We start from the raw sequence: 17,958 nt of genomic DNA, 5'->3' as shown, positions 1-17,958 counted from the left end.
GGAGGGCGAGGTCGCTCGCCCGCCGTGAGATCACCAGCCCGCGGTGGGCGAGAGCGGTCGGTGGAACGCAGTCAGCGACGATGCCGGCGACTCGCCGGGCCACGATCGACTCCGTACTCGGGAGTGCCAGACGGGATGCAGGCTGCGCCTGCATCCCGTCCGGGCTGTCCTGTTGGCGTTCGAGGGGGCTGGGCGCCCTTCCCGGCGAGCAGGGCGGTGCGTGCCGCGTGGAAGACGCGTTTCGGTCGTGGTGCGCCGCCGGACAGCCGTTGCCGGTGAAGTCCCCGTGTCCCTGTACGGGGTGCACGATGGCGAAGCCGCCGGTCCTTGATCAGCGGCTGGTCCGTCCAGCAACTCCGGCGATCGCTATCCGGCGCTACGCCCCGTCACGAGTCCGCGGAACTCGGCTGCGGTCATCACGTGGGCGGTGGAGAACGCGAGGATGGACAAGGTCGCACGGTGGACGTCGTCGGCCGACATGGCACCCCAGCCGACGTCCGGGTAGTCGAAGGTGCCCGTGGCGTCGGACAGGAACGCCACCTTGTAGTTGTGGAACATCGCGTCGCGTGCGGTCGCGTGGCAGCAGTTCTCCGTGGTCGTCCCCGAGATGACGACCGAGTCGATGCCCCACTCGCGGAGGATCAGGTCCAGGTCGGTGGCGAAGAAGCCGCTGTAGCGGTGCTTCTTGATCACGTGCTCGCCGGGCGCCGGGGCCAGGGCCGGGAAGATCTCGGAGCCGGGGGTGCCGTCGACGAGGGCGGCCCGCTGGTCGATCGGGGGGTAGAGGTCGTCGTACAGCCCCATGTCCGACCCGTCCTCGCGGTGGACATGGGCCGTGTAGATCACGCGGATCCCGTTGTCCCGGCAGAACGCGAGGGTCTGCGCCAGCTCGTCGGCCATCGCCAGGGCCTGCTTGGACTGCAGGGCAGCTCCTTCGGCGACGAAGTCGTTCTGCATGTCGACGACGATCATCGCCGTCCTGGCGGGGTCGATGTGGTCGAAGGTGTAGGGCACGGGAGCCTCCGGGGTGGTCGGTGGGAGGGAGCGCGGCCGGGCGGGCGAGGTGCTGGAGCCGACCGTCGGGTGTGTCAGTTCTGCTTCGCCCGTTCGGAGTCTGACAGGGATCTGACCACGAGCAAGGGCCCCAGATCCCGGATGTGGCGATCGGCGGCTCAGCCGGAGGCGAGGCGCGCGGCGATGTCCTCTCGCAGCGCCTTCTTGTCGATCTTGCCGACCTTGGTGGTGCGCAGTTCGTCGACGATCTGGAGGTGTTCGGGCCACTTGAAGGTGGCGACACCGGCCCCGGCGAGGGCCTGCCGGATGTCGTCCAGGGTGAGAGTGGTGCCGGGCTTCAGGACGGCGTACAGGCAGACCCGCTCGCCGAGCACGGAGTCCGGCATGGCGACGGCGGCGACGTGGGCCACCTGGGGGAGGAGCTGGTAGGCGAGGTTCTCCACCTCTTCGGCACTGATCTTCTCGCCGCCGCGGTTGATCATGTCCTTGTCCCGGCCCTCGACGACGAGGTTGCCGTCGGGCCGGCGGCGGACGATGTCGCCGCTGCGGTACCAGCCGTCAGGGGTGAACGCCCGGGCATTCTGCTCGGCCGCCCGGAAGTAGCCGCGCGGCGTGTAGGGGCCGCGGGTGAGCAGGGCACCCGGCGTGCCGTCGGGGACGTCGTGGTCCAGTTCGTCGACGACGCGGACCTCGTCGCCGGCGCTCATCGGTCGGCCCTGGGTCGTGCAGATGACGTCCTCGGGGTCGTCGAGGCGGGTGTAGTTGAGCAGCCCCTCTGCCATGCCGAACACCTGCTGCAGCGTGCAGCCGAGGACCGGGCGCACGGTGCGGGCGACCTCGTCGGCCAGCCGGGCGCCGCCGACCTGCAGCAGCTGCAGCGACCGCAGCTGCTCGGAGCCGTTGTCGGTGGCGTGCGCCAGCCAGCGCTGGGCGACGGCCGGGACGGCGGTGGCCACGGTGACGCCCTCGGCCGCGATGGTCGCGAACACACGCTCGGGTTCGGGGGACGGCAGCATCACGACGCGGCCGCCGGTCAGCAGGGTGCCGAGGATCCCGGGGCAGGCCAGCGGGAAGTTGTGCGAGGCCGGCAGGGTGCCGAGGTAGACGGTGTCCGGGCCGAGGCCGCAGAGCTCGGCGCTGGCGCGGGCGTTGTAGGCGTAGTCGTCGTGGGTCCGTGCGATCAACTTGGGCAGACCGGTCGTGCCGCCGGAGAGCAGGAAGACCGCCACCGACCGGCTCGACGGCTGGTCGGCGTCCCACCGCGCGCGGACCGCGGCCGGGTCGTCGGGCTCGGCGCACAGTGCGGTGAGGTCGACGTGGCCTGGGCGCACCGGGGCGCCGACCACCAGGACGTGCTCCAGGGTGTCCGACCCAGCGCGGAGCTCCTCGGCCATCTCGGCGTGGTCGAACCCGCGCAGTGTGCCCGGCACCGCGAGCGCCGCCGACTCGCTGTGTGCGGCCAGGTACCCGAGCTCGTGTTGCCGGTGGGCCGGGAGGGCCATCACCGGCACGATCCCGGCGCGCAGGCAGGCCACGGTGAGGACGACGAACTCCCAGCAGTTGGGCAACTGGACGACGATGCGGTCCTCCCGCTCCAGGCCGAGGTCGTCGACCAGGCGGCCGGCCAGGGCGTCGGCGCGCGCGGCCAGCGATCGGTAGGTCAGCCGGACGTCCCCGTCCACCAGGGCGACCGCGTCGGCGTGTGCGTCGGCGGCGGCGAGCAGTTCCGCGCCCAGAGCGGCCCCGCGCCACCAACCCCTCTGGGTGTAGACGTTCGCGAGGTCGTCCGGCCAGGGGACGACGCCCTCGGCGATCGGGGTGATGGCGCGGGTGCGGGTCATGGACGGGCCTCCTTGCCCAGGGTCAGGACGGCGTCGAGGGCGAGCAGCCCGTCGGCGGTCACGCGCAGCGGGTTGATCTCCACGGCCTCGATCTCGGGGTGGCTGACCAGCAGGTCCCCGAGGGCGGCCAGCGCGGCGCCGAGGGCGGTGCGGTCGGCGACCGGGCCACCGCGGAAGCCGTCCAGCAGGGCGCGGCCGCCGAGCTCGTCGGCCAGCGCCCCGGCGTCCGCGGCACTCAGGGGAGCGGGGGCGATGGCGACGTCGGCGAGCGCCTCGGCCACCACGCCGCCGAGCCCGACGAGCACGATCGGCCCGAAGACGGGGTCGCGAGAGGCCCCCACGATGAGATCGATCCCGGAGGGCGCCATGGACTCGACGAGGAAGCGGCTGACCCCGATGCCCTCCAGCGCGCCGAGGGCGGCGTCGAGCCCGGCGGCGTCCCGGATGCCCAGGTGCACGCCCCCGACGTCGGACTTGTGGGTCACCGTGGCGTCGAGCAACTTGACGGCGAGCGGTCCGGGCAGCTCGGCCAGGGCGCGATGCGCCTCCGCCCGGTCGGCACAGGCCCGCCGGGGCGGCGTGGGGATGCCGAGCTGTCCGAGCAGGGTCTTGGCCTCGTCCTCGTCGAGATCCCGGTTCGGAACGGCCACCGCCACGGGCGCCGGCGAGTTCGAACGGAGCCTGCGGCCCTGCGCGCGGGCGTCGTCGACCAGCGCCGCGACCGCGACGGTCAGCGCGGTGGGGCCGTCGAGGGCGGGCACGCCGAGCTTGCGCAGCGCCTGCCGCTGTGGCGTGACCTGCTCGGGCGGGCCGCCCAGACCGACGACCACGGGCCCGGCGCCGGAGGCCAGGGCACCCTCCACCGCCGCCGGGAGGTCGAGTGCGTCGGGCTCGGAGAGGGCGTAGACGCTCACGAGGTCGACCGCGGGGTCCGCGGCGACCGTGGCCATCACCTGGCCGAAGCCGGGGCCGGGGCGGCCGGTGTCCACGGGGTTGGCCTGGTAGGTGAGCGGCGGCAGCAGCCCACCCACCGCGTTCTGCGTCGCCTGGGCCAGCGGCGGGACCGCGACGCCGCGGCCGCGCAACCCGTCGACGTGCAGCAGGGCGGGCCCGGCCTGTGCGGTGACGACCCCGACCCCGGGGTCGGCCACGGCGGGGAGCCGCAGCGACGAGAGCGCGGTGACCGCGTCCACCAGCTCGCGCTCGTCGTCGACGAGCACGGCACCGGCCGAGCGGAGCGCGGCACGGGTGGTGCGCCAGGAGGTGGCCAGCGCGCCGGTGTGTGAACGGGCGAACTCGGCGACGTCGTTGCGCCCGACGACGAGCGCGGCCACCGGAACCCGTGCGGTCAGGGCCTTCACCGCGGCGATCAGCGCTGGGCCGTCCGCGACGGACTCCACGTGCAGGGCCACCGCCCGCGTGCTCTCGTCGTCGACCAGGTGGGTGAGCACGTCGGCGGCGGTGACGTCGACGGCGTTGCCCAGTCCCACGGCGAGCGAGACGCCGATCTCGGCCTCGGCGAGCAGGAAGGCCAGCGCGTGGTTGACCCCGCCGCTGGCCGCGACCACCGCCACCGGGCCGGCCGGTACCGCGCCGGCGCCGGGCACGAAGGTGGCGGTGAGGCCGCGGGCAGGGACGAGGAACCCGGACGTGTTCGGACCCAGCAGCGCGATGCCGTTCTCCCGGGCAGCTGCCACCAGGTCCTCCTGATGGCCGACGCCCGGGCCGCCGGCCTCGGCGTAGCCGCCGGAGCTGACCAGGGCCGCCCGCACGCCGGCCCGGGCCGCGTCGGCCAGGGCCCGTGCGGAGACGGCCGCGGGTACACAGAGCACCGCCAGCTCGATCGGGTCGGGGGAGGCCGCCGCAGCATCCGCCACGGTGGCGAACCGGCCGGCCGCCGGGTCCACGTCGCGGGAGTTGACCCCCACCACGGTGCCGGGGAAGCGGCTCAGGGAGCGGGCCATCACCGCGCCGAGCTTGCTCGGGTCGCGGGACGCCCCGATGACGGCGATCCCGCGGGGCGCGAACAGCGGGTTCAGACGGCTCACGAGTCGACCTCCTCGACGGGTGCGCTCACCAGGTCGGTGCGGCCGGAGAGCACGGCGGTCACGGCGACATCCGCAGCGAGCCCCGGGTCGACCTCCTCGACCAGCAGGCTCACCGTGTGGTGCTCCAGCCGGGCCGCCTCGCTCAGCAGCCGGCGGGTCAGCGCGGTGCCGCCCCCGACGGCGACCAGGGCGGTTCCGGCGGCCACGCCCTTCGCCACGGCGTCCAGGGCGGCGGGCAACTGGTCCTCGCTGTCCGGGGCGGCCACCCACAGACCCCAGGGGCCGCCGTCGTCGGTGGGTCCCGGCCGCAGGGGGAGAGGGCCACCCGGCAGGTGGGCCGCTCCGTCGCTCACCACGACGACCCGCCCGTCAAGCCGCTGACCGGCGACCTCGAGGGGGCTGTCGAGCGGCTCGGCCTGATGGACCTCGCGCCAGCGGTCGTGGGCCCCGGCGACGAACGCGTCGTCGCGGCGGCGCAGCTTGGACTCGGTGAGGCTGCGGGTGAAGAAGTGGTAGGCGAACTGCCACGCCGGGAGAGCGTCGTGGGAGCGGCCGAAGTGCTCCCACCACGACAGGCTCGGGCGCGCGGAGTCCTGGATCTTCGCGACCTGCGGCTGCCGGATCGTCTCGTAGGTCGCCAGGGCGGCGTCGACGTCGTCCCCGTGCTCGTCGAGCGCGGCCACCAGCGCGACGGCATCCTCCATGGCCATCTTCGTGCCGGAGCCGACCGAGAAGTGCGCGGTGTGGGCGGAGTCGCCCAGCAGCGCGATCGCGGTCCCTCCCACCCGGTGTCGCCAGCGGCGGGCGCGGCGGGTGCGGAAGTTGCCCCACCGGGAGTTGTTGACCAGCAGCGGGTGTCCGTCGATCTGCTCGGCGAACAGCTCCTGCAGGTAGCTACGCGTCTTCTCGTCGCTGGGGCCGGGCGGCTGGGTGACGTCGAACTCGTCCAGGCCGGCGGCGCGCCAGGAGTCCTCGTCGGTCTCGACGATGAACGTGGACACACCGTTGCCGATCGGGTAGCCGTGCACCGCGAACACTCCGTGCGGCCCCCGCTCGTGGACGAAGGTCAGCCCGCTGAACGGGTACGTGGTGCCCAGCCAGATGAACTTGGCGGTCGCGGTCTCGGCGGAGGGGCCGAAGACGTCGGCGAACCGGTCCCGCAGGCGGGAGTTGGCGCCGTCGGCGGCGACCACCAGGTCGTAGCCGGACGCCAGGAGCTCGTCGGGTTCGACCTCGGTGGAGAAGCGGACCTCGACGCCGGCCTCGAGGGCGCGCCGCTGCAGCAGGTTGAGCAACGTCTTCCGCTCCACGGCGGCCATGCCGTTGCCGTGGCACAGGAGCCGCTCGCCGTGCAGTCGCACCTCGATCGGGTCCCAGTGCACGCCGTGCTCGGTGAGCGCGTCCCGGACGACCGGATCGGCCGCGTGGATGCCCTCGAGCGTGGCGTCGGAGAACACGACGCCGAAGCCGAAGGTGTCCTCGGCACGGTTGCGCTCGAAGACGGTGACCTCGCGATCAGGCGCGCTCGCCTTCGCGAGAGTGGCGGCGAAGAGCCCTCCGGGGCCGCCTCCCAGTACCGCTATGCGCATCGCGCGTCCCCCTCGGGCATACATGTGTCACTCCCGGTGTGGAGCAACGCAAGATTGACACACTTGGAGTGGCCTGGACAACCCCGTACCGGCGCTTCCGGCCGGGTGCAGGATCGAGACGGCGGGCACGACGGCCGACGCCTCCCGGTCGACCGCTCTGGTGGAGGACGGCGCAGGCCCCGGATCCCGCGGTGCGCGGGTGCCCAGCGGTGGGGTACCTCTCGAGAGGCACCCCACCGCTGCGCGCAGGCGCTCCGAGGTCAGTTCCTGACGCCCAACGACTCGCCGTGCGGGGTCGCCGGGACGGGCGCGATCGGCCGGCGGGGCACGGCGACGATGAGCACCGCCCCGAGCACCGCGAAGGCTGCGAACACGTAGAAGTTCCACTCGAACCCCAGCGAGCTGCCGACGACGAGGCCACCGATCACCGGCCCCAGGATGGCGCCGAACCGGCCGATGCCGAGGGACCAGCCGAGTGCGGTCGCGCGGCTGGCGTCGGGGTAGTGGGTGGCCACGAAGCCGTTGACGAGGATCTGGGTGCCGACGCTGCCCAGGCCCGCGACGGCGACGAACAGGAACAGCAGTGCCGTCGGGAGGCTGACCGACAGCAGGAGGATGGAGACGGTGGCGGCGAGGAAGGCGGCCGTGGTGACCGGCTTGGGGCCGATGCGGTCGGCCAGCCGGGAGGCGCCGATCGCGCCGACGATCGCCCCGGCGTTGAGCACGAGGAGGAAGGCCAGGGAACTGCCCAGCGCGTAGCCGGCCTCCCGCATGATCTGCGGCAGCCAGGTGTTCAGGCCGTACACCAGCAGCAGCCCGCAGAAGCTGGCCGCCGCGAACAGCAGCGTGGCGATGACGTAGCGGCGGGTGAAGAGGGTCCGGATGCCGGTCAGCCGGTCGGTCGAGGTGCCGGCCGGCGCGGGGGTCACCGTGACGTCGTCGAGCACCACGCCGTAGCGGTCGGCGAGGGCGCGTGCCTCGTCGTGACGGCCCTTGGCGGTCAGGAAGGCGATCGACTCGGGCAGGTACTTCCAGGCGATGGGGACCACGGTGACCAGCGGCAGGGCGCCGATGGCGTACATGACGCGGAAGTCGGTCTCCGGCAGCAGGGCCAGGCCGATGAGCGCGGCGAAGATGCCGCCGAACGAGTAGCCGCTGTACATCAGGGCGTTGTTGAGCTGCCGGCGTCCCTTGGGGGAGTACTCGACGGTCAGCGCGATCGCGGTGGGCACCACTCCGCCCAGACCGAGCCCGGCGATGAACCGCAGGAGACCGAACGTCTCGACGTTGGGTGCCAGGGCGGTCAGGCCCATCGCGATCGAGAACCAGCTGATCGAGATGAGCATGATCTTGCGGCGGCCGAGGATGTCGGTGATGGCGCCGACGACGAGGGTGCCGATGAGCATGCCGATGAGGGCGTAGCTGCCGATGGCGCCGGCCTCGGCGGGGGTCACCCCCCACTCCTCGAAGGCGAGGATGGAGGGCACCGTCGTGCCGTACACGACGAGGTCGTAGCCGTCGAAGACGATCGTGACGAAGCAGACGAGCACGACGAACAGCGCGCTGCGCTGACCGACGGCCCGGCCGGTCGGGGTGCTGCTGGACAGGGACATCGACGTCCTCACTCGGGAACGGGGCGGGTCAGGGGCGGATGGCCGCGACGGGGAGCATCGACAGCCGGGGGCGGGTCAGATCGCCGAGCAGTCGTTCGGCCCGGTCTCGGGCGGCCGCGGCGTTGCCGGCCTTGATGTCCTCGTAGCCGCGGATCTGTTCGGGCAGCCGGGCCAGGGCGAGGACGGTCTCGCGGGTCAGCGGGCGAAGGGCGGCCAGTCCGGTGTCGAGCAGGCCCGTGTACCAGTCGATGAGCGCGCGCTCCTCGACACGGGAGCGCTGCCGGCCGAAGGGGTCGGCCTTGGTGCCGCGCAGCCTCCGGGCGCCGCGCAGGACGCCGAAGGCCGGGACGGCGGCCCACCCTGGGACGGCGACCTTGCGGTCGTACCCGAACCGACGGAGCGCCGGGGGTGCCAGGTGGAAGGTCAGCCGCCGGGCGTCGGTGAACGTGGCGGCGACCTGCTCCCGGAACGCCGCCTGCAGGTGGAGGCGGGCGACCTCGTACTCGTCCTTGTAGGCGAGCACCCGGTGCAGGTTGACCGCAACGGCCTCGGTGAGGTCGGTGGACCCCGGGAAGCTCTCCTGCTCGCGGGCGCGGACGGCCTCGATCCGGTCGAGGTAGCGCTCGGCGTGGCGGGCGTCCTGGTAGCCGATCAGGTCGGCGATCCGCACGGCCAGCAGGCGCCGGATCGGCTCCTCCCAGTCGGCGACACGGGCCACCAAGGTGTCGTAGTCGGCGTGCCACCGGCTGGGCAGGCCGGTCCGGCGGACCTCGATCTCCTCGTCGGCCGTCGTCGGCGGCGGCTCGATGATGCGGCGGACCCGCTCCGGGTCGGCGATCCACAGCCGCCCGTATCGGAAGGCCTGGGTGTTGGCCGTCACCGCCACCCCGTTGAGCGCGATGGCCTCCTCGATGGCCGCCGCACTCAGCGGCAGCAGTCCGGCCTGGTACGCCGCACCGACGGCGACCACGTTGGTGACCATGTAGTCGCCGAAGAGGGTCTCCGCGATACGCCGCGCGGGGACCTCCACCACGGGGTCGGGGCGGCAGACAGCCTCCAGGCGGGCCCGGACGCCGACGCGGTCCACGGTGGCGTGGACGTCGCGGACCATCTCGCCGGTGGGGAACAGGTCGGTGTTGAGCACCAGTGCGGTGCGCTCCGGGGAGCACAGTCGCTGATTGGCGGGGGAGACCGAGCCGACCTCGTCCAGGGCCAGCAGGAGGTCGGCGCGCCCGGCGCCCAGCACGTTGGACGGGGCTGCGTCGTCGGTGTCGTGCAGCAGGAGGGTGGACAGCACCGGGCCCCACTTCTGCGCGGCGCCGGTCTGGTCGTAGGTGCGCACCCGGTGCCCGTCGACGGTGGCGGCGGCCGCCAGCATCGCGTTGAGGGTGAGCACCCCGGTGCCCCCGACGCCCGGTGCCATGAGCCCGAACGGCCCGGAGAGGGCCGGCGGCGCCACCTCGGGCAGCTCCTCGGCGTCCAGCGGGATCAGCGTCGGCTTCCGGTAGCCCGTCCCCTCGGCCGTCCGCACCGTGACGAACGACGGGCAGTCGCCCTTGAGGCAGGCGAGGTCCTGGTTGCAGGAGGACGTGTGGATGTGCGTCTTGGGGCCGAACTCGGTGTCGACCTTCTGCAGTGACATGCAGTTGCTCGCCGCCCCGCAGTCGCCGCAGGCCTCGCAGACGTCGGGGTTGATGACGACGTACTCCTCCGGCGGCGGGGCGATGCCCCGCTTGCGCTGCCGGCGGCGCTCGTTGGCGCAGGTCTCGTCGTAGACCAGCACCGTCACGCCCGGGACGCGCTCGAGCTCCCGGCTGACCTCGACCAGCTCGTGCGCCCGCCGGACCGTGGTCCCGCGGCCCAGCCGCTGCCGGCGGTACCGGCGCGGCTCCTTGGTGACGACGGCGCAGGCGGCGACGCCCTCGGCCTCCAGCAGCCGGGTGAGCGCGGCGACCCCCCGCTGGCCGGGGGCGGATTGTGCGCCGGTGTTCGCGACGGCGCCGTTGTAGAGGATCTTGAACGTGATGGTCGTGCCGGTCGCCACCGCCCAGCGGATGTTGAGGTGGCTGGAGTGGTAGAAGGAGCCGTCGCCCACGTGCTGGGTGAGGTGAGGGCGGTCGGTGAACGGCGCCAGGCCGACCCACGGCAGTCCCTCGCCGCCGTACTGGGTCATCGTGTCGATGTGCCGCTCGGGCTGCTCGATGACCGTGCCGAAGCAGCCGCAACCCGGCGCGCCCCAGGCCTGCTGGCCCTCGGCCAGCACGGTGGAGGTGTTGTGCGGGCAGCCGGAGCAGAAGTTGGGCGTGCGCACCGCCGGGACGGGCGCGTCCCGCTCGGTGATGACGGCGAGCTCCTTGAGCCTGGGCGCGTCGGCTGTGCCGGGCAGCACCGGCTGCAACCGGCCGGCCAGCACCGTGGCCACCTGGTCGGCGCCGAAGGCGCCGTGTGAGGGCAGCAGCCGGGCGCCGGTCTCGTCGCGCTTGCCGACGACGCGCAGGGGCCGGCCCAGGGGCTGCACCGCGGCGCGCACCTGGTCCTCGACGACGGGGCGCTTCTCCTCGATGACGACGATCTCCTCCAGGCCGTCGGCGAAGTCGCGGATCGTCTCGGCGTCCAGGGGGCTGACCAGGGCCAACTTGAGCAGCCGCACGCCTGCCCGGCGCAGGTCGTCGTCCCCGATGCCCAGGTCGGTGAGCGCCTGGCGGACGTCGGTCCAGGACTTGCCGGCGGCGACGATCCCGATCGTGTCGGACGGAGTGGACACCTCGACGCGGTCCAGCTGGTTGGCCCGCGCGTACGCCTGGACGGCGACGTGACGCTCCTCGTACAGGTGCCGTTCGTGTTCGATGTTCTTGCCGGGGTAGAAGGAGAAGTCGGTGCGCTTGGCGAAGGGGACGCCGTCGATCAGCAGGTCGGGGACGACGGTCTCGACCGGCTGGTCGTAGTCGACGGTCTCCCCGCCGTCGCACAGCGGGTTGGTGAGCTTGAGCGCCACCCAGCACCCGCTGTACCGGCTCATGGCTGCGGCGTGCAGGCCCAGCGAGCGGAACTCCGTGACCGACGCGGGGTACAGGACGGGGATGCCGGCCGAGGCCAGCGCCGGCTCCTCCTGGTACGGCATGGTGGACGACTTCGCCTCGTGGTCGTCACCGACCAGCAGCACCACCGCGCCGAGGGGTGAGGTGCCGGCGAAGTTGCCGTGCTTGAGGGCGTCGCCACTGCGGTCGACTCCGGGGCCCTTCCCGTACCAGAACGCGGTGACTCCGTCGACCCGGCTGTGCGGGTAGTCCTCGAGCATCTGCGTGCCCATGCAGGCCGTCGCCGCCTGCTCCTCGTTGCCGGCGGGGACGTGCACGATCCCGTGCTCGGCGAGCAGCTCCGCCTCGCGTTCGAGGGCCAGGTCGTACCCGCCCAACGGCGAGCCGGGGTAGCCCGAGATGAAGACCCCGGTGCGCAGTCCGGCTGCACGGTCGCGGCGGGCGACGTCGAGCGGCAGCCGGACCAGCGCCTGCATGCCGGGGACGTAGTGCCGCCCGGAGGTCGCGGTCAGCCGGTCGGCCAGCCGGAGCTTCGTGGCGATGCCTGCGCTGTTGCCGGTCGGCCCGCTCTCGGCGGGCACGAGCGAGTCAGGTCGCGACGATGTCACAAGGTCCCCTCCGGTCGTCGTCTGTGGTGGGCGCCACTGTGTGTCATTCGTCAGTGCTCCGTCAAGTGGATGACACAAATGTTCGCGGCGCGTCATGCCGTCACGGCGCAGCGGGGTGGCCGACGGCCCCAGCCGCAGGTCGCCGCCGCCCGGCTGTTCCGGCAGGAGAGGGAGGCGCGTCCTGCTGCGCGCTCCCGCGACCGGCCCCGTGTGCCCACATCGGGTGCGTGGCCCGTCACCTCATGGCGCCGAGGCGGTGCGCTGGTCGGACAATGCCCACGAGCGGCGAGATCGGTCGCCGAGTGCACCGATGGGAGCTGGATGAAACCGCGGTCAGTGGTCTTCGACCTGTTCGGGGACCACCTGCGCTACCACGGCGGCGCCGCGCGGACTCAGGCGCTGGTCGACCTGCTGGAGGTGTTCGACGTCGGGGAGCCGACCGCCCGCATCGTCCTCGCCCGCATGCGCAAAGAGGGATGGTTCGACTCCCACCGCGAGGGACGCCAGGCCGTGTACACCTTGACGGACAAGGCCTGGCGGCTGCTGAACGAGGGGCGCACCAGGATCTTCGAGCGGGCTCACCCGCCGTGGGACGGACAGTGGCGCATGGTCATCTACGCGGTCTCCGAGCAGGATCGAGCCGAGAGGGAGCGGCTGCGCGGCACGCTGTCCTGGTTGGGGTTCGGGCCACTGGCGACGGCGACGTGGATCAGCCCCCACGAGCGACTCGACGAGGTGGAACGTTCACTGCCGGACACGACGGCCAGGCTGGACCTCCTGACCTGCCGGACCCGTGGCCGCGCGACCGATCTGGACATGGTCGAACGCTGCTGGGACCTGAAGGCGCTCGGCCGCGACTACCAGGACTTCGTCACCCGCCTGACGGAGCTGCCGGCGACATCCGAACTGGCCACGCTGTCCGGCCCCGACGCGCTGCGGCTGCGGATCGAGCTGGTGTCCAGCTACCGGCAATTCCCGTTCCGCGACCCCGATCTGCCGGTTGAACTGCTGCCGGAGGACTGGCCTGGCCTCCGTGCGCACGAGCTGTTCGTCGCCGCCCACGAAGCCCTGGCGCAGCCGGCCGACGCCTTCGTGACCACCGTGCTGGGGCGGCACGAGTCCTGAGCCGGCCGCGCCGGGCCCGCGCCGTCGGGCCGGGAGTGCACCCATCGCAGCGTCCGCCCCACCGGCTGTGGTGCTCGCAGCGTCCGCCGGCACGGGCCAGGGCGGCGATCTTGTCGGCCCGGGAGGACGTTCGCACAGCGTCGCGAGGACGCCCGGATACCGGGTCGCGGAAGGTGCGCTGACCAGGACCCGCTCATCTGGTTCGCCCCGACCGACCGAGGCGGACACCGAGCCATACGGCTGACGGTCTCCAAGGCCGCCCTCCCGGCGAGCCGGTCGGTGTCTCTGAGCGGCCCACTCTGGGACACACGCCCGACCCGTCAATGGCGAGTTCCGGCGCGCTGAGACATCACACTGGGGCGCCGTAGACGTAGGAAGGTCCAAGAGTTGTCTTCAGCCGTTGTCACCCTGGTTCACGGCACCGCCCTTCTCGGACGCAAGCCAACCTGGATCGAACCCTCCGCCGGCATGACGAGCAGATTGGAGAGTGCCTCGATCCCAGTCGAGGTCTTCAAGTGGTCCGCAAGTAACACACACCGCGCCCGCATCACTGCCGGAGAGCAGTTGGCGGCCTTCCTGAACGAGCAACACCGGCGCTTCCCGGCCCGGCTGCAGGTCGTCATCGCTCACAGCCATGGCGGGAACGTGGCGCTCTACGCCGTTCGGCAGCTCCAGAGGGACACCGCGGATGCGCGAGTCCGCGTCATCACACTTGCTACGCCGTTCATCCACGTGAGGGCCCGGGCAGTCCCCGCGACGATGATCCTGGGCTGGTTGACCATCGGCGCGCTGGCCGTCTCCTCATCCATCATGAGCGCACTCGTGGGCGTCTGGCAGGGCTCCGCTCTCGCCTTGTCCATCGGTTCGCTCGTTCTCGCCGCTGTCTTCTTGTCCACCATCTCGCCGGTACTGATGAGTCTGTGGCGGAGCGGCTGGCGATTCAACATCGACAAATTGCCTCACGTCGTCGAACAGGTCAGAGACCAATGGATCAGGGATGTTCAACCCCCCGAAGTCGAGCGAGCAGACGTCCTCGTGATCAGGGCGGCCGGGGACGAGGCGACCGGCATCCTGACCCTCGGGCACTTCATGTCATGGATCACGACCGGGGCGACCGCCGTGGTCAAGGCATGGCTCGTGGCGCTGGCCTTCGCCGCCGCTTGGTTGGGGTGCTACGTCCTGGTTCCCGACATCGAGGCCGCAAGCACGCTGCTGCTCGTTGTCATGTTCTTCTTGGCGCTCCTGTTCGGGATTCCGCTCTTCTTCGGGATGGCGCTGGTCATGCTGGCGTCACTTGCCTTTGGATGGGATGGTCCGTTGCCGAGCTTCTTCGCCTTTCTCTCGACGGAGTCCACTCCTCCCGGACACGTGGAAATCCTCCAACTCCCTCCCTTCGGCGCCGATACCAAGGGTCGCCATGGCTTGGCGCACTCGCGGCTCTTCAACGACCCCACCGTACTGGAGTTCATCTCGACCAATCTCGAGCGATGGGCGATCGAGGGCGCGAATTGAAGCCCTCCGCGTGCAGCCGCGTGCGAATCCGGCGGCATGGTCCCGTCGCCGAGCGGGACGAGACTGCGTTCCGTCGCCTCGTCAGGATGGCTTCCGTCGCGGAGCGCCGAGAACGCCCACGGCAGCGGCGAGATCGCTGCGAAGACCTGGGGCCTGAACGTTGCACATGAGACCGTCATCGGCCGTACGGCGTGTCCTCCATGACGCCTTCTGTCGCAGCTTCTGGTCCACTCGTCGTCGGCACCATCGGTTCGCTGGCCCGCGATGTTCTCCCCCAGGACCGATCCGGGGCACCATCCGCTGGCCGTCCTCGCTCCGGAGCGCATGAACGGCATGAGGTCGTGCCTCATGTAGGCACTGACACGTCCGAGCGCGGAGAAGTGCTACAGCAACGGATGCAGCAACGCGCCGCGAACGGCGACGGATCGGCGCGGACGGCAGGGAACGCCACAGGCGTGTGAGCTGGGCGAACAGGACGTACACGATCCCGGGTGGACACCACGAACGTGACCGGGGTCAAGGGGTCGCAGGTTCGAATCTCGTCAGCCCGACAGCGAGAAACCGCAGCTCAGGGGCCGTGTCCGGAGAGATCCGGAACGGCCCCTGACCCGTTCCAGGGGGGGACCACCTCAGAGCCGTTTCCCGGCGAGTCACCGCAGGTCGCGTGACTGTCGCGGGCGTGGTGGGTATGGCCGCGACGTCCACGGAGCCTGCAGGACTCAGACCGGCGGTCCGGCTCCCTTCTCTTCGGCCTCCGAGTTCGGCGGCCGGGAAGAGGACCGCATGAACGCTGGCGAGCGAGTCACCTGGGAGACCTGTCCGACGTGCGGCCTGTCAGCGGCTGTCGGCTGGCGCGACGGCGCTCTGGTCGCGGTCGACTGTCCGGGTGGCTGCCGGCTGGTCGCCGCGGACTTCTCTCGGCGCGGGGCGAAGGGGCTTCGGTTCCGGCCCCCGGTCGCGCCCCGGCCGACCGTCGATGAGGCCGCGCGGGTGGCTGCTGGTCCGCGCCCGTCCCGGCTGCGGCCGCATCGGTGAGCGCCGTCGTGGTGCAGTGTCCCCGGTGTGCCTCGCCGCGGGTCGACCACGTCTGGCGGACGGACATGGCGCGGCTGGCCATGATCGACCAGTGGAAGTGCCTCGACAGTCAGTGCGGGCACCGCTGGGACACGACGACGACCTACTCGCGGCTCCAGGACGCGGGGGAGTCCGGGCCGGAACCGCCCGACGGCGATGAGGAAGCCCCGCGCCAGTCGAACTCGGCGGTGGTGTCCGATCCCGGCTGAGGCCGGAGGCGACGGGGTCAAGCCGGCCCAGCGATCCGCCGGCACTCCGCGCACCGCGAGATGGCCCAGACGTCCTGCCAGTCCATGTCGGCGACCGCGGTGACCAGGACGCCGCAGGCCGATGCCGCGAGCCCGTCGACGACGGGCCGGGCGACCGCGTGGGCCAGCGTCACCGCGCGGCGCAGGTCCCGGCCGTCCCGGAGCGGGTCGCGCTCGACCGACGCGACGTGGGTGCCGGTCACGTACAGGCTTGCCGTCATGCCCCCAGCGTCGGCTCCTTGTATGACGCCGGTGCTACGGCCGCGCAGCGATCCTGCGATGGTCCGCGGGTCGTTGAGCGGGGGAGGCGCAGCCCGGTGAGCGGGATCGCGGTGCCGGCCGAGGCGCTCGCGACCAGGCGGTCCGCGCCGTGGACGGGGACCGCGTCGTGTCGGTACTTCTGATGCCCGCCATCCGCGGGCGCGCCTGGGGGACGAGCGCCGGCGGGTCCAACAGCCCCGGCGGGCCTGCTGGCGAGGATGAGGTGTCGAACGAGGTCAACGTGGAGCGCACGGCGGGCCGTCCACAGCGACCGTGCTGTCGCGCCGGCGCCGGAAGGTCGTCGAGCCCAGGGCGGCGCGGAGCCCCTCGACCGGCCGGCACGAGGCGGACGCCGCAGGAACGACCAGCACCTCGACGAGGTCGGCGGTGCGCGCGACCTCGAGGACGGTGATCGGCCCCAGCCGCCGTGCGTGGGCGGCGGTGGCGCGCTCGTCCGGCCGCCCCTGCAGGAGCGGCAGGGCCAGCGCGGCGGCATGGCAGAGCCCGTCGGCCAGGGCGTCGATCGCGTCGGCCTCGGGACACGTCGCCCAGCTCACCGCTCCGGCCGGCAGCTCCGCGGTGCGCACGTCCACCAAGGCCTCGGTTGCGGCCGATCGCCGTCCCCGCACGACGACGGTGTCCGGCGCGCACGGGGCGCCGGCGGCGGGCACCGCCAGGACGGCGGCCCCGGCGGGGAGCTCTCCGGTGCCGGCGGGGACTCGCAGCACCGCCTCCGCCTGCACGAGCGTGGTCAGCGCGCCGGCGCCGCGGGGCAGGGGGACGGCGACCAGCCGCTCCTCGGCGGTCCGCGGGTGGGGGATGCGGGCGAGCCGGACGCGGACGTGGTCCTCGACGTGCTCCGGTGACCGGAGCGCGACGGCCAGCCGGGCGGGGATCCCGCGCTCCGTGACGGGATCACACTCGCGACCCAGGAGCCGGTCCAGCATCGGCCGCACGAAGCAGGCGAAGGCCCGCTCGGCCGATCCCGGATACCCCGGCACGCCGACGACGGGCACGATCCGCTCGCACTCCAGCACCCCGAGGAGGACCGGGTGCCCGGGCCGCATCGCGACGCCGCGCACCGCGACCCGGCCCAGCCGGTCGAGAACTGAACCGGTGTGGTCGTCGCGTCCGGCACTGGAGCCGGCGATCACCAGGACCAGGTCGGCGCGTTCCGCGGCGTGGGCCAGGGCCGCGGTGATCTGGTCGGGATCATCCGGGATGACCGGCAGGGCCAGCGCCGTGCAGCCGGCGTCCTCGGCCAGGCCGGCGAGCATCAGCGAGTCGGTGTCCAGGATCTCGCCGGGGCGCAGCGGAGAGCCGATCGGCCTGATCTCGTCGCCGGTCGGCACGATCGCCACGACCGGGCGGCGGCGCACGCTCACGGTGGTGTGCCCGACCGCCGCGAGCGCCGCCGCGTCCACGGGCCGGATGCGGTGCCCGGCGGGGAGCACGACGGCCCCGGACTCGACGTCCTCGCCGACCCGCCGCACGTGCCGGCCGGGGGAGGGCCACGGGCCGGTCACCACCGCACTCCCGCCGGGCAGGAAGGCGACCTGTTCGCGCATCACGACCGCGTCGCGGCCGCCCGGCACGGGGTCGCCCGTGTCGACGCGGTCGAACTCCCCCGGGGCCAGCTCGACCGGCCCCTCTCGGGGGTCGGGGCCGCTGGTCACCGCGATGCCGTCCATGGCCGCGGCCCGGTAGGCGGGCACCGGGTGCCGGGCGCGCAGCTCGGCGGAGGTGACGCGGTCGCGGGCGGCGCCGACCGGCACCGTCTCGCTGCTGACGGCGGGATGCCAGCCCGCGGACAGGCACGTGCGCACCCAAGCACTGAACGCCGCGGCCACCGGATCGGCCGGGCCGGCGGCCGGCCTGGTGGCCCGGGGTGCGGCGCAGTCGCACGAGGGGTGGTCGTCGAGGGCCCGTGGCTGGGTGGCGGTCACTCGCGGTCCCCGAACACGGCGTCAGCCCCGGGTGATGCGGA

At 72.7% G+C, this 17,958-nt stretch carries 11 protein-coding genes; 3 read left to right on the top strand and 8 right to left on the bottom strand.

The window, feature by feature from the left end:
* Window positions 1-366: 366 nt before the first annotated feature.
* The 6 genes from ACI784_RS08940 to ACI784_RS08915 form a co-directional block, all read right to left on the bottom strand.
* Window positions 367-1,014: a cysteine hydrolase family protein gene (locus ACI784_RS08940; RefSeq protein ID WP_457013189.1), complete on the bottom strand. Its 648-nt coding sequence runs from the start codon at window positions 1,012-1,014 to the stop codon at window positions 367-369.
* A gap of 158 nt (window positions 1,015-1,172) precedes the next feature.
* A complete protein-coding gene (locus ACI784_RS08935; RefSeq protein WP_457013188.1) occupies window positions 1,173-2,855 on the bottom strand; it encodes a (2,3-dihydroxybenzoyl)adenylate synthase in 1,683 nt (560 codons plus the stop codon).
* On the bottom strand, window positions 2,852-4,903 hold the full coding sequence (locus tag ACI784_RS08930) for an acetate--CoA ligase family protein (protein ID WP_457013187.1): 2,052 nt from the start codon (window positions 4,901-4,903) through the stop codon (window positions 2,852-2,854). The genes ACI784_RS08935 and ACI784_RS08930 overlap by 4 nt, the downstream gene beginning before the upstream one ends.
* On the bottom strand, window positions 4,900-6,492 hold the full coding sequence (locus ACI784_RS08925; RefSeq protein ID WP_457013186.1) for an FAD-dependent monooxygenase: 1,593 nt from the start codon (window positions 6,490-6,492) through the stop codon (window positions 4,900-4,902). Before ACI784_RS08925 ends, ACI784_RS08930 begins: the two co-directional genes overlap by 4 nt.
* A gap of 260 nt (window positions 6,493-6,752) precedes the next feature.
* Window positions 6,753-8,105, bottom strand: coding sequence for an MFS transporter (locus tag ACI784_RS08920; RefSeq protein WP_457013185.1), 1,353 nt, complete (start codon window positions 8,103-8,105; stop codon window positions 6,753-6,755).
* Between the two features lie 28 nt (window positions 8,106-8,133).
* The gene (locus tag ACI784_RS08915) at window positions 8,134-11,724 is read right to left on the bottom strand and encodes an indolepyruvate ferredoxin oxidoreductase family protein (RefSeq protein ID WP_457013184.1); all 3,591 of its coding nucleotides are present in this window, start codon (window positions 11,722-11,724) and stop codon (window positions 8,134-8,136) included.
* Between the two features lie 363 nt (window positions 11,725-12,087).
* Here ACI784_RS08915 and ACI784_RS08910 point away from each other — a divergent pair, with 363 nt between their 5' ends.
* The 3 genes from ACI784_RS08910 (at window position 12,088) to ACI784_RS08900 (ending at window position 15,671) form a co-directional block, all read left to right on the top strand.
* Window positions 12,088-12,876 (top strand): PaaX family transcriptional regulator, encoded by a 789-nt coding sequence (locus ACI784_RS08910; protein ID WP_457013183.1) that lies wholly within the window; start codon window positions 12,088-12,090, stop codon window positions 12,874-12,876.
* 468 nt (window positions 12,877-13,344) lie between these two features.
* Window positions 13,345-14,388, top strand: coding sequence for an esterase/lipase family protein (locus ACI784_RS08905; RefSeq protein WP_457013182.1), 1,044 nt, complete (start codon window positions 13,345-13,347; stop codon window positions 14,386-14,388).
* 1,100 nt (window positions 14,389-15,488) lie between these two features.
* A complete protein-coding gene (locus ACI784_RS08900; RefSeq protein WP_456924317.1) occupies window positions 15,489-15,671 on the top strand; it encodes a hypothetical protein in 183 nt (60 codons plus the stop codon).
* Window positions 15,672-15,688: 17 nt separating this feature from the next.
* Here ACI784_RS08900 and ACI784_RS08895 read toward each other — a convergent pair whose 3' ends face one another.
* Together ACI784_RS08895 and ACI784_RS08890 are read right to left on the bottom strand one after the other, a co-directional pair.
* The gene (locus ACI784_RS08895) at window positions 15,689-15,931 is read right to left on the bottom strand and encodes a hypothetical protein (RefSeq protein WP_456924318.1); all 243 of its coding nucleotides are present in this window, start codon (window positions 15,929-15,931) and stop codon (window positions 15,689-15,691) included.
* A 276-nt stretch (window positions 15,932-16,207) separates the two neighbouring features.
* Window positions 16,208-17,917 carry a molybdopterin molybdotransferase MoeA gene (locus ACI784_RS08890; protein ID WP_457013181.1) on the bottom strand — a complete coding sequence of 570 codons (1,710 nt, stop codon included), beginning with the start codon at window positions 17,915-17,917 and terminating at the stop codon, window positions 16,208-16,210.
* Window positions 17,918-17,958 lie beyond the last annotated feature (41 nt).

It is taken from the genome of Geodermatophilus sp. SYSU D01186, assembly GCF_054050215.1.
Note: the sequence above shows the minus strand (reverse complement) of the source record. Positions and strands in the feature narration are given on the sequence as shown.